Raw genomic sequence first — 12,628 nt, 5'->3', positions numbered from 1 at the left:
TATATTCAGTTTTACTAACTTATATTATTTTCTGCATGCAGTCATTAACTAAACAATTCTCTAATTCATTTTAACTTGAACTGACTTATCTTAATTACCGTGGATCTTCATCTTAATTTATTCAAACTACAAATCTAAGTTCAAATCACATATCTCATTATTATAAATCAGTTTAGTCATTTCTAATTGCTATTATGTAACGCCATTGGTATTTGTCCATCATATCTAATTCTCATTGCAGCTCAGAGCGTCTCTCAGCATCTTATTTTATAATAAATACCTTATTTACGTTCACATTATCCATCTTTGACATTACTTAAATCAATCCAGTTTAAACATCGTTAATCATACCATTTTAATTATAACTACTTAGCGTCATCTGTATGATTATCCGTAATGTTAATTCTCGATGCAATACAGAAGCTCTCTCAGCATTCAAATTTTCCAATAACTGCATTTATAATGCTTAAACACCAATATCTAAACATACTCAGTCAATCCTTATATGCAATATTTTAAATACAATAACACTAACTAGTTTACATAACATAAATATATTTAATTCTATCTTTTACAGTCATTTAGCTTTCCAAACAACTAAACCTCTTAATTTTTAGCTATTTATCGCTAAATAACTGTATACATTAATCACTTGATGCTAAAATCGATGAACGTTTTAACACGCTGAATCAAAAAGTTGATAATAAATTTAATACATTAGATGGTAGAATTGTTAAACTTGATACAAAGTTTGACGGTTTCCAAAAAAGCTCAAATACTCAGTTCAAATGGTTAATGACAACTATGCTCAGCATGATTCTAATAGTTCTTGGTGTATTTGACTTACTTTATATAACGTTTTTTATATTTTGAGGCTTATTTTAAGTCACTTAATCCCCTGATTTATAACTCCTCTCTTTCTTTATGTTTTTGTGCACATACGAGAACTTTCTTACCTTTTTAAGCAAAGAATATCCTATTTAACTTCACTTTAAATACCATTTAATTATACAATTTACTTCTTTTGTTGATTATCATCTTATTTTAACTGTTTATGAATTTTTTAACATGTAATTTTTCGTTAAAGGGTATATACTAATGTATATATTTCATGAAAGAGGTGTTAAAATTGTCTACTAATCACATTAGATGGTCAAGTTTAATCATCGGTTTATTATTCGCATTGATTGGAATTTTAAGCGTGAGCTTCCCTGTCGAAAACTTAACAGTCATCACTTGGTTATTCGGGATTTTCTTCATATTTAATGGTATTGCTGAATTATTCTTCAGACGTTTAACAAAAGCTTTTGTAGGTATTGCTAGCGGCTGGTTAATGATACTTGGTATTCTTAATATTATTTTCGGTATTTTATTTATTGTTTTTACTAATGTAGGTCAAGTCGCAATTATTTATATGCTTGCATTTTGGTTTATCTTTTCATCTGCATTAGGTGTCTTTACTGTGACACCAGTAGAGCGTACAAATAAGGTATATCACTTTTTCTCATTACTTGTTAATATCATTGGTATTATCGCAGGTATCATTTTATTGTTCAATCCATTAATAGGTGCATTTTTAATCGCTTTCTTTGTTGGTTTCACTTTCCTATTAATCGGTTTGAACTATGTCTTTGACGCATTTGCGCACTAATTAAATCAAAAAACGTGCTTTCTTCAAAATTTGATGAGGAAAGCACGTTTTTTATTATGTTAAGTTACTTCTTAAAAGCATTTATTTTTTTACTTTTTGACGGATGTTATTCAACGTATTGAAAATCCAATATTTCACTTTTTGAATTGGTTTATAGAAATCTCCGATTAATTCTTCAATTTGTACATTGAAGCCGCGTTTGAAGCGGTACACACCGTAGTCTTCACTATCTTCAGTGAAATCACCTGATAAACCATAGAAATTATAACGATCATAACCATGTTCGAAGCAATAGTTAATCATGAACCAATGCATCATATAAGGTCCCATGTATTGATTATATTTCTCTGAAGAACCACCAGAGAAGTAGTTCACTTCATAGGCATTTGCGAAATAAACGCCTGCAGCTAAATCTAAAATTGAACCATCTGTTTGACGCAATTCGCTCGCTTTCAGCAATTCTTTTTGGTCATGTTCAATTTGTTTATCCAACTCTGAGATTTTCTTCAATTGTTTATCAGATTTATTTTCTTTCGACATCATTTGATCACGACGGCCTTCTTTATCATTTAATGACTCTTGTAGCGATGTGATGTACTCATCTAAATCAATATAAGCTAATGGGATTAATACTTTATCACCATAGTGCTCAATGAAGTTTTTGAAGTACTCATCTGTTTTTGAAACGAAACCAGCACGTTCTTCAGTTTCACGGTATAACTTGAAGAATTTATCTAGTTCGTCTTCACCTAAGAAACGAACTTTTACCCCATAATTAATTGACTTATTGATATTACGTTTACGTTGGCTATCAAATTGTTTTTTAAGAGAGGCTGGTGTTTCGTCTTTAAGATCTAAGACACCCATCCAACGCACTTGGCTTGAAGTGTCGTATTTTGTTGTGAAGCCGTGGTGATGGTAACCGTGTGATTTAAATAAGTTCACAAGTGCATCATTTTGTTCACGACTTGGGAATGGGTTTACGTCTTTATCATAAATTTGGTAAATCCAATATGGATCTAATTTCACATATAAGCAATTATGCTGACGTAAGTATTTCTCTAACTCACGTAAATAAAACTCTACAAGACCTAAATCGCTATAGTCCATCACCGGACCACGGTTTGAATAATAAACATAACTTCCCATTGTAGGAATTTTAGAGAATAAACTTGCTGCAATCACACGGTTGTCGATGTCTTTAATCCCTAATAATACAACTTCAAAACCGTCTGCTTCTCTTGTGCCGATATTTTCTTTCGTTTGAAAATAATGGCTTTCTAGCGATGGATTCTGCACAAAATTGTCATATTCTTTAACTGTCAACTCTGTAAATTTCATTTCTTTATTTCCCTTCTACCTTATGTTTATCTATCTTTGATTTTCTTAAGCGTTGTATAAAGTTTATACATCGGCTTATTAATCGGTGCAATAAAGTCTCCAACATATTCAATTACATCTGCGTTAAATCCTTTTTTGAACTTCACAACGCCTGCATCCTCAGCGTCTTCAGTAAAGTGTCCGCTGATACCATAGAAGTTATAACGATCGATGCCATGGTTAATCGCATAGTTGATCATTTCCCATTGCACTGCATAACTTCCCGCAAAGTGACGGTATTCATTTGCAGTACCACCTGCATAATAAACAACTTCAAATGGATTAATAATAAAGAATCCAGCTGAAATCGGTAGTTCATTACCATGTTTTTGTTGTAAGTCGCGTGCTTCAGCAACTTTTTGATGATGTGCTTCTAATTGTTGTTCAAGGTTTTCTTTTTTGCGTGCAGCTTTTTGGTTCTCAGGATTCTTATTCAAGTCTTTCTCAGCTTTATTGATTTCTTTTTCTAAATTCTTTTGTTCAGCGTTCAATTCATTAATATACTCTTCAAAATCAATGTAAGCCATCGGTACTAAGACACGATCTTTATAGTGTTTTAGTCTGTGATAATAGAAGTCGTCTTCACGATCATCAAAGTCTTTCGCTTCTGCAGTATCTTCCATAAATTTACGGAAAATATGCATTTCATCTTCACCTAAGAAGCGGACTTTAACACCATTACGTTTTACTTTTTTCGTATTACGTTTACGTAGACTATCCATACCTTTTAAAACATCTTGTGGTGTTTTATCTTTTAAATCTAATACAGAATGGAAACGAATTTGAATAATCGGATCAAAGCCAGTTGTAAAGCCTTGATGGATATAACCCAATTGTTCCATTTTATCAAATATCCAATCATGACCGGCATTTCCTGTAATCTCACCATCATGGTTACGGTATTGATATGGTAAATATGGGTCTACTCTTAAATATAATGCATTGTATTGTTTAACATATGCCTTTAATTCTCTAAAGAAGTAATGGACTAATTCTTTATTATCATAATCAATGACCGGCCCACGGTTTGAATAGAAATATTTAAAGAATTTCATTACTGGCACAGCTGTAAGTAAACATGCTGCAATGACATTGTCATCTTTGTCTTTCACCCCGACAAGATGTGTTTCTGTACCTTCTGCAACTTTCAACTCATAGTTGCCTACCATTTGTGTAAAATGGCTATACGGCATTTTATCTGTAAAATCTCCAAATTCAGCTGTAGTTAAATTGGTAAACTTCATAATTTCAATAACTCCTAATTCGTATTCTCTATCTTTTAATTTCTTATTGGTATCAATTTTCAATCTTCATTATTATACAATACCCAAAAGGAAAACTAAAATTGAAACCTTTCATTTCTGTTGTTTTATTATGTATGTTAAGCAAGAATTCAACTTCTTACAACTATTCTGGTTCGCCTTTAAGTAAGTACCTTGTGTAATAACCTTGCTTATCTATCATAACACGCACACGTGTCAAACCGTTATCAAAACCACTATATATAAAGCGAAAATCAGAGTCTGAGACAGACCCTGATTTAAAAAAACATTTTATGATTGTGCAGTTGTTTTATTTTCATCTAATGCTTTACGAATACTTTGTAAGTAACCTCTTGTTGTTGCTTCTTCGTCATTTGCGAAACGTTTGACGATTTCACTGCCAATGACTGCACCATCAGCGAAACGTGTCACTTCTGCGACTTGTTCTGGTGTTCTGATACCGAATCCTGCTACAACAGGTACATTTGCTTTTTCTTGAATGAATGCAATTTTTTGTTGTAATTCTGGGTGGAACGCTCCATTATCTCCAGTTGTCGCATTCATTGTTACAGTATAGATGAATCCTTCAGCATGTGCTGCGATGTGTTCAATACGTTCGTTTGAAGCGGTCATAGCAATTAATGAGATGATATTGACTTTGCGATCAGGGAAACGTGCTTTGAGTTGTTCTGCAAGTTCAAATGGTAAATCCGGAATAATTAAACCGTATACACCTGCTGCCTCACAGTCTTCTAGAAATGCTGCTTCTCCATAATGTAATATCACATTATAGTAAGTCATTAAGACATATTTAGACCCTTGTAATTCATCTTTATGTGCTTTAAGCTCATCTAAAATCACGCGTGCACTCATACCTTCTTTAATTGCCTTACTGCCTGCATCCATAATTGTTGGACCATCTGCGACAGGATCTGAAAATGGTAGGCCGATTTCAACAATATCTGCCCCTTCTTCTTGTAAGACTTTTAAATTATCAATGAATTTTTTGTTACCCATAATATAAGGAATAAATAGTTTACTCATGACCTTCACCTCGTTCTTGTGTATATTTACGAATTGTATCCATGTCTTTATCTCCTCGACCTGAAACAGTAACAACAATAATTTCATCTTTGCCCATTGTCGGTGCTAATTTTTCTACGTAACTTAAGGCATGTGCACTTTCAATTGCTGGAATAATGCCTTCTGCTTTCGTAAATCTGATTAAAGCTTCCATCGCTTCTTCATCTGATGCACTTGGGTATTCCGCACGACCAATATCATGGTAGTAACTATGCTCAGGTCCAATACCTGGATAATCTAGACCCGCTGAAATAGAGTGTGCTAAACCGATTTGACCGTTGTCATCTTGTAATAGATACATTTTCGTACCATGTAAGACACCAACAGAGCCTTTACCGATTGCTAAAGCATGTTTTTCTGTGTCTTCACCTTCACCTGCAGCTTCTACACCATACAATTTTACGTCTTTATCTTGTACAAAAGGATAGAACGTACCAATTGAGTTAGAACCGCCGCCTACACATGCAACTACTGCGTCAGGTAAACGACCTTCTTTTTCTAAAATTTGTGATTTAATTTCATTGCCGATGACACTTTGGAAATCACGAACCATTGTTGGGAACGGATCTGGTCCTAATGCTGAACCTAATAAATAGTGTGTATCGTCAACGTGGCTGACCCAATATTGTAACGCCTTGTTCACCGCATCCGATAATGTACCTTGACCATCTGTCACAGACACTACTTTGGCACCTAATAATTCCATTCTGAATACGTTCAATGCTTGACGTTGGATATCTTCTTCACCCATGAAAACCACAAGTTCCATATCAAAGAGTGCTGCTACGGTTGCACTGGCTACACCATGTTGGCCTGCACCTGTTTCAGCAACCAATTTACGTTTGCCCATACGTTTAGCTAGTAAGGCTTGACCTAAAGCATTATTAATTTTATGTGCGCCTGTATGGTTTAAGTCTTCGCGTTTTAAATAAATTTTTGCGCCACCTAACTCTTCTGTACAGGATTTCGCATAAGTTAAAGGTGTTTCACGTCCTACATAATCTTTTAAATAGTAATCTAATTCTTGTTGGAATTCGGGATCATTTTTAGCTTCATCATAAGCCTGTCTTAATTCTTGAATCGCTGGCATTAATGTTTCTGGGACATAGCGTCCGCCATAATTACCAAAGAATCCAAGTTCATCTACTTCAGTTTGAATGGGTTGTGTTGTTTCGTTCGTCATTTTTATCTCTCTCCTTAATATAATTTGAAATTTGTTTCATTGCTTGTGAATCTTTTCGACCTTCTACTTCAATGCCACTTGCGATGTCGAATCCTGTTGTTTGAATATCGAGTTGTTCGAATTGTTGAATCTTCTCTAAATCCATACCGCCTGCCACTAAATACGGAACATCTGAGAGTTGTTTCAGTAATTGCCAATCAAATGATTGACCAGTGCCGCCATAATGGATGGAAGGTGTATCGATAATAAATAAATCTACTTCGTTTCGATAAGTTTCAATGGCTTCAACTAGTTCAGAACTTGCTGGAAGTGCTTTGTATATTTGAATGCCAGGATATTGTGAGTTGCACCATCGTAATAGTGCAACATCTTCATGTCCGTGAAATTGAATCGTATCAATATTTGTTTCTTCTATAAGTTTTGCAACAATTTCATTTGTTGGATTAACGACCACTACTACTTTATGAATCTTTTCAGGTACAAGTTTTGTTAATTGTGCAATGTCTTCTATACTTTGATGACGTTTACTTTTGGGATAGTGGATAAAGCCTATCGCATCTATATCATTCTCTATGGCTCGTGTAACATCGTCTTCTGATTGAAACCCGCAATATTTTAAGAACATCTTACTGCTCCTTTTTTAACTGTAAGCTTGGTAAGAATTGAGATAAATCATCACACTTCATAAGTGATTCACCAACTAAGATGCCATCTATACCTGACCTTACAATTTTTTCGACGTCTTCTTGTGTATGAATGCCGCTTTCTGAAATATAGTAATAACCATCTTTTTTATTCTCTAGTATTTCATTAGTGTGTTCGACATTCGTCACAAAACGTGTTAAATCACGGTTGTTTACACCAATAATATCTGGCGCAAGTTGATAAGCTCTCGCTAATTCTTGCTTACTGTGTACTTCTACTAACACATCTAAATCTAAAGACTTCGCATATTGATAAAGTTCATGCATTTGTTGATCATCTAAAATATTGACGATGAGTAAAATGATGGATGCACCTGCACGATATGCCACATCAATTTGAATCGGTTCTATCATAAAGTCTTTACATAATACAGGTAATGTCGTTTCTTTTGTAAGTTTATTTAAGCGTTCATAACTGCCGCCGAAATAATATTCATCAGTCAGGATAGAAATTGCTTGTGCACCGTAGGCTTCATAATCTTTAACTTGTTGTGTCAAATCTCGATCAGGTAATTTCTTAACTGAAGGACTTTTAGATTTAATTTCTGCGATGACTGATAAATGACTGCGTTCTTTTAAACGTTCACTTAATTTCTTTTTATATTTAACATTGGTTACTGGAAGTGTACGTAATAAACGATCATAGTACCCTTCTTCTAATAACGATTTCTTATATTCAACAATGTCATCCAATATAGTCATACACTTGCCCTCCTGTTTTTTTATATTGAGCAAAAGCTTTACCTTTATCGATTAATTGTTGTGCTAATGTCACACCTTCTTGAATCGAATCTGCTTTTTCCGCGACATATAATGCGATACCAGCATTTAATACTACGACGTCACGTTTACTTGAATGATCTTTGCCGGTTAAAATATTTAAGGTAATTTCTAAGTTTTCTGCAGGTGTGCCGCCTTTTAATGTTTCATTACTTGCTGGTGTTAAGCCCACATCTTCAGCATTTAAATGATAAGACGTAATACCTGTTTCTTGGTTCACTTCATAAATAATGTTTTCTCCAGACAATGTCGCTTCGTCCATTCCGTTTGCGCCGTGTAACACGATGGCACGTTTTCGACCTAAGTCATAGAGTGTTTCAGCCATTGGTTTCACAAACTCTGGATTGTAAACCCCTACGACTTGATACTCTAATTTGTATGGATGAATCATAGGTCCTAAGATGTTAAAGATGGTTGGACCTTCTAACATTTTGCGAATCGGTTGGATATATTTCATTACCGGATACGTGTCTGTCGCATTTAAAAAGGCTAAACCTGTTTCTTGCATTCTTGTTTCAACATCAGCGACTTGCGAACTAGCGATTCCCATTTTATTGAGTAAGTCACTGCTGCCTGAAGCGGATGTGATACTGCGGTTGCCGTGTTTTAGTACGTTGACACCTGCTGCAGCGACGATGAAAGAAGCGGTTGTTGAAATATTGAAGCTATTTGATTTATCGCCACCTGTACCACATACACACATAGCACCAGGGTAAACCGGTTGTACAGGATACATCGTTTGAATCATTGCTGCTACTAAATAAGTGACTTCTGTTTGATTTAATGGGCGAGCAGTATAATCACGTAACAATTCTGCTTTTGTTTCATTATCAATATCCGGGTTTATTAACGTTTGGATAAATGTATTAATGTCTTGTTGCGTTAAGTTCGGTTGTGTTTGGATTTTTTGAATAAGTGTCATGGCTGCTAGCCCCTTTCTCAACGAGTTTAATAAAGTTATGAATAATCTCAGTTCCATGTTCAGTCGCAAAAGATTCTGGATGATACTGGATACCATAATGTGGTTTATCTTGATGTTCGAAAGATTGAATACAATCCGTTGTTTCTCCTGTAATAACTAATGATTCTGGGAATGTTTCTGGATCGCTGATGAGCGAATGGTAACGCATGATTTTAAATGCTTCAGGCAACCCTTCGTATAAGACTGTCGGTTTTAATTGGTGCATCGTATCAATCTTGCCATGTAAGACACTGACACCTTGGATAACATGTCCTTTGTAGTAACATGTCAAAGCCTGTGCACCTAAGCAGATACCTAAAATCGGCAAGTCTTCAAAATGTTTAATAATACGATTTAAGTCGTCTGTATCTTCAGGATGACCAGGTCCCGGTGAAATAATCACCGCATCTGGTTGTAAGTCAAAGACTGTCGGATCATCAGGGTATTTCACCACGACATCTGTGTAACCTGCTACGATATTCACTAAGTTATAAGTAAATGAGTCATAATTATCTACGATTAATATCATGGTGTAACCTCCAATAAGCTTTTCGCTTTAAGTTTCGTTTCTTCTAATTCTTTTTCAGGTATTGAATCATATACAACACCACATCCTGCCTCTACATCTACATACGTCTCATCAATTAACATCGTGCGAATCGCTAAAGCGAAATCTAAATCGTGATTGCAGTTGATATAACCGACACCACCGCTGTAAACGCCACGTTTATACGGATGTGCTTCATAGATACGTTCAATTGCTCTGAGTTTTGGTGCACCCGATACCGTGCCTGTTGGTAATAAGCTTGCGATAATGTCCATAGGTGACATTTTTTCATTTAGCTGCCCAGTTACGACACTAACGATATGCATCACGTGTTCATATTTTTCAATTTCCATTAAACGTTCAATTTTAGATGTGCCTGTCTTACTGACACGATGAATATCATTTCTTCCTAAATCTACTAACATACGATGTTCACTTAACTCTTTTTCATCACTTAACAATTGCTGTGCATTAGCTTCGTCTTCTTCAGGTGTTTGTCCCCTTTTGATTGTTCCGGCAATTGGATTAGTAACAACTTCATTACCTTTAACTTTGACGAAACTTTCAGGTGAACTTCCGACGATAATCGGTTCATCGATATTTAAGTAATACATATATGGACTTGGATTTTGACGTTTCAACTTACGATACAGTTGATAAGATAAGTCATGTAATTTATCGCCGAACTCATGTTTATAACGATAAATTCTTGAAGGAACAACTTGGAACATATCTCCCTCAGTAATTAACTGTTTAAATTTTGAAATATTTCGAATAAATTGATTATCCTGAATATTCGGAATAATATCTTTTTGACTTGGCACAAAAGAAGTATCCGGCTGATACAATTTAACATTTTGTAAAGCATCTATTTGTTGGTTTACTCTTTTTTCAATCGCTTCAGGCGGCTCATTCGAGAATAAGTTTGTAGATATCACATACAAGTATTCTTTATAATGATCAAATACATATACATTTTCAATCATGTATAAATGAACATCAGTTTGATTTGGTTTGTCAGCTACTTGTCTTTTCTTTAGTACTGGAAATTCATGTCTGACTAAATCAAAACTACATGAGCCGATAAATCCTGAAATAAATGGTAGATCTTTTAATAAGTCCTCTTCAATCTCTGCGTAATAGCTTTGAACATAATCTTTAAGTCTTTGATAAGGTTGTTTCGTTTCTGTGATTGTTTGTTCTGGTGTTTTTATTGTAAGTTCATCTTCAGTCAATATCACCTCACCGTATATATCAAAGGCAACGACTGAATAACGACCTTTAGTTTTATTTTGACTTGCACTTTCTAAAATAATTTTTCGCTCTGCTAATTGTGCTAATGCTTCAGGGGTAATATCAGCATTTAATCTCTTGTATACTACATCCATTATGTTAATTCTCCTCCCATAATAAAAAGCGTCCTTGTTTGTTGTAACAAGGACGCTTTTGGCGCGGTACCACCTTTATTAGCCATCAGTTTGATGACCCACTCATACTTGATTGAATTGTCAGCTTCCAACAAAACCCAATTCATTAGGCAGCGAGGTTAGTTTGCATCAACCACTAACTTTCTGAATTTACTCTAACTGCTTAACTACTTCATTTTATCTCTTCACTGTATTTCTCTTTTTCTTTTTAACTCAATATAAAAACACCACAATAACGCTCTTCCGATAAGGACGCGTTACCGTGGTGCCACCTTAGTTCAACATTTTCATGTTCTTATTCATTATTTAAATTGTTGATCTTGCACATTAAAAGCCCAATTCACATTATATGTCGTACTGATTTACATCAACCATCAGTTTTCTGTGTGCTACAAATCATATAAGCTACGTTTACTTCTAACGTCGTTTGCAATGTACTTTGAATAATACACGCTCTTTTTTGGGTTGTCAACACATAAATTCAAAAATTCTAACTATTTCGAATTAATCTTCAACCATTTCTGAATAAAGATAGACTTCAAGTAAACGTTGTGTCGCTTTGATTGAATCAAGATGCGTACGCTCTAACGCATGTGAAGATTCGATACCCGCACCAAATAAACCGTGTTTTATATCTGCTCCTGCGCGTAACGCAGCTGAAGCATCTGATGTATAGTAAGGATAAGTATCAACTTTGTATGGAATATTATTTTCTTTCGCCAATTGTGTAAGATGTTGGCGTAATTTTTTATGATATGGTCCTGATGCATCTTTAGCACAAATCGACACTGTATATTCGTCTGACGTTTGACCATCACCTAACGCACCCATATCAAATGCGATATATTCATTCACTTTACCTGGAATTGACGCATTCGCACCATAACCAATTTCTTCATTATTTGAAATAAAGAAGTGTGTCGTATAAGGCAATGTTTTATCATTGTTGCTATAGTCTTCTAAGAAATCCATAATCATCGCAACACTTGCCTTGTCATCTAAATGACGAGATTTAATAAAGTCATTCTCTGTAATGATTGTTCTAGGATCTAAACTTACAAAGTCCCCTACTTCAATACCTAATTGGCGTGTATCTTCTTCATTATGTGTTACCGCATCAATTCTGATTTCCATATGTTCTTTATCTCGTGGAATATTATGGTTGTCTTTATAAACATGAACTGAAGTTTCATGTAAACAAATCGTGCCTGTATAGTTTTTACCTGAATCTGTATGAATCGTACAGTATTCACCTTCAATTGCGTTGAACGCATAACCGCCAATTAACTCAATACCTAAGCGACCATCTTCTTTAATTTCTTTGACCATTGCGCCTAAAGTATCTACATGTGCAGTAATACAACGATGATCTACATCATTTTCACCTTTAACTGTAATCATCAATGCACCTTTATTTGTCACATAAGTCGGATACCCTAAATCCTCCGCAAAAGATTGCACATACTCTATAGCTTGATAAGCATCACCTGATGGGCTTGGAATTTCAGTTAATGTTTTAATAGTTTCAAAAATATTTTTTGACATAAAAGACCCCTCCTTACTCTTATTGTACCGATTAATTTTCCAAATAGAAATTGAAATAGATAAGTGAAAGACCTTGCACCATTTGAAAATATACACTATAATATC

At 34.8% G+C, this 12,628-nt stretch carries 11 protein-coding genes; 1 reads left to right on the top strand and 10 read right to left on the bottom strand.

The window, feature by feature from the left end; genetic code table 11:
• Positions 1–1,129: 1,129 nt before the first annotated feature.
• Entirely contained in the window at positions 1,130–1,651 is a 522-nt protein-coding gene (locus HMPREF2846_RS12215) for an HdeD family acid-resistance protein (protein ID WP_023015231.1), read from the top strand.
• An 81-nt stretch (positions 1,652–1,732) separates the two neighbouring features.
• On the opposite strand, the gene HMPREF2846_RS12210 is transcribed toward HMPREF2846_RS12215, so the two are convergent.
• From HMPREF2846_RS12210 to HMPREF2846_RS12165, 10 genes are all read right to left on the bottom strand, one after another.
• Positions 1,733–2,992, bottom strand: a complete 1,260-nt coding sequence (locus tag HMPREF2846_RS12210; RefSeq protein WP_070626735.1) for an aminoacyltransferase — start codon at positions 2,990–2,992, stop codon at positions 1,733–1,735.
• A 26-nt stretch (positions 2,993–3,018) separates the two neighbouring features.
• The gene (locus HMPREF2846_RS12205) at positions 3,019–4,275 is read right to left on the bottom strand and encodes an aminoacyltransferase (protein WP_023015233.1); all 1,257 of its coding nucleotides are present in this window, start codon (positions 4,273–4,275) and stop codon (positions 3,019–3,021) included.
• A 309-nt stretch (positions 4,276–4,584) separates the two neighbouring features.
• Positions 4,585–5,337 (bottom strand): tryptophan synthase subunit alpha, encoded by a 753-nt coding sequence (trpA, locus tag HMPREF2846_RS12200; protein ID WP_023015234.1) that lies wholly within the window; start codon positions 5,335–5,337, stop codon positions 4,585–4,587.
• Complete coding sequence (trpB, locus tag HMPREF2846_RS12195; RefSeq protein WP_070626734.1) at positions 5,330–6,559, bottom strand: tryptophan synthase subunit beta; 1,230 nt, start codon at positions 6,557–6,559, stop codon at positions 5,330–5,332. Before trpB ends, trpA begins: the two co-directional genes overlap by 8 nt.
• The gene (locus tag HMPREF2846_RS12190; RefSeq protein ID WP_070626733.1) at positions 6,525–7,184 is read right to left on the bottom strand and encodes a phosphoribosylanthranilate isomerase; all 660 of its coding nucleotides are present in this window, start codon (positions 7,182–7,184) and stop codon (positions 6,525–6,527) included. The genes trpB and HMPREF2846_RS12190 overlap by 35 nt, the downstream gene beginning before the upstream one ends.
• Before the next feature lies 1 nt (position 7,185).
• Positions 7,186–7,965, bottom strand: coding sequence for an indole-3-glycerol phosphate synthase TrpC (gene trpC, locus HMPREF2846_RS12185; protein ID WP_070626732.1), 780 nt, complete (start codon positions 7,963–7,965; stop codon positions 7,186–7,188).
• Complete coding sequence (trpD, locus tag HMPREF2846_RS12180; protein WP_070626731.1) at positions 7,949–8,965, bottom strand: anthranilate phosphoribosyltransferase; 1,017 nt, start codon at positions 8,963–8,965, stop codon at positions 7,949–7,951. The genes trpC and trpD overlap by 17 nt, the downstream gene beginning before the upstream one ends.
• Positions 8,910–9,533 (bottom strand): anthranilate synthase component II, encoded by a 624-nt coding sequence (locus HMPREF2846_RS12175; RefSeq protein ID WP_070626730.1) that lies wholly within the window; start codon positions 9,531–9,533, stop codon positions 8,910–8,912. Before HMPREF2846_RS12175 ends, trpD begins: the two co-directional genes overlap by 56 nt.
• The gene (locus HMPREF2846_RS12170; RefSeq protein WP_057510535.1) at positions 9,530–10,939 is read right to left on the bottom strand and encodes an anthranilate synthase component I; all 1,410 of its coding nucleotides are present in this window, start codon (positions 10,937–10,939) and stop codon (positions 9,530–9,532) included. The genes HMPREF2846_RS12175 and HMPREF2846_RS12170 overlap by 4 nt, the downstream gene beginning before the upstream one ends.
• A gap of 543 nt (positions 10,940–11,482) precedes the next feature.
• Positions 11,483–12,523, bottom strand: coding sequence for a M42 family metallopeptidase (locus tag HMPREF2846_RS12165; RefSeq protein WP_070626729.1), 1,041 nt, complete (start codon positions 12,521–12,523; stop codon positions 11,483–11,485).
• Between the last annotated feature and the right edge of the window lie 105 nt (positions 12,524–12,628).

It is taken from the genome of Staphylococcus sp. HMSC056G08 (assembly GCF_001812305.1).
GTDB lineage: Bacteria > Bacillota > Bacilli > Staphylococcales > Staphylococcaceae > Staphylococcus > Staphylococcus simulans.
The sequence above is the reverse complement of the archived record's forward strand: the minus strand, read 5'-3'. Positions and strand labels throughout refer to the sequence as shown.

What these genes read in the sequence shown, in the direction of transcription:
- trpD (WP_070626731.1), bottom strand. Translation starts at nt 8,965, where the DNA reads ATGACACTTATTCAAAAAATCCAAACACAACCGAACTTAACGCAACAA.
- trpC (WP_070626732.1), bottom strand. Translation starts at nt 7,965, where the DNA reads ATGACTATATTGGATGACATTGTTGAATATAAGAAATCGTTATTAGAA.
- HMPREF2846_RS12175 (WP_070626730.1), bottom strand. Translation starts at nt 9,533, where the DNA reads ATGATATTAATCGTAGATAATTATGACTCATTTACTTATAACTTAGTG.
- HMPREF2846_RS12190 (WP_070626733.1), bottom strand. Translation starts at nt 7,184, where the DNA reads ATGTTCTTAAAATATTGCGGGTTTCAATCAGAAGACGATGTTACACGA.
- trpB (WP_070626734.1), bottom strand. Translation starts at nt 6,559, where the DNA reads ATGACGAACGAAACAACACAACCCATTCAAACTGAAGTAGATGAACTT.
- HMPREF2846_RS12170 (WP_057510535.1), bottom strand. Translation starts at nt 10,939, where the DNA reads ATGGATGTAGTATACAAGAGATTAAATGCTGATATTACCCCTGAAGCA.
- HMPREF2846_RS12165 (WP_070626729.1), bottom strand. Translation starts at nt 12,523, where the DNA reads ATGTCAAAAAATATTTTTGAAACTATTAAAACATTAACTGAAATTCCA.
- trpA (WP_023015234.1), bottom strand. Translation starts at nt 5,337, where the DNA reads ATGAGTAAACTATTTATTCCTTATATTATGGGTAACAAAAAATTCATT.
- HMPREF2846_RS12205 (WP_023015233.1), bottom strand. Translation starts at nt 4,275, where the DNA reads ATGAAGTTTACCAATTTAACTACAGCTGAATTTGGAGATTTTACAGAT.
- HMPREF2846_RS12210 (WP_070626735.1), bottom strand. Translation starts at nt 2,992, where the DNA reads ATGAAATTTACAGAGTTGACAGTTAAAGAATATGACAATTTTGTGCAG.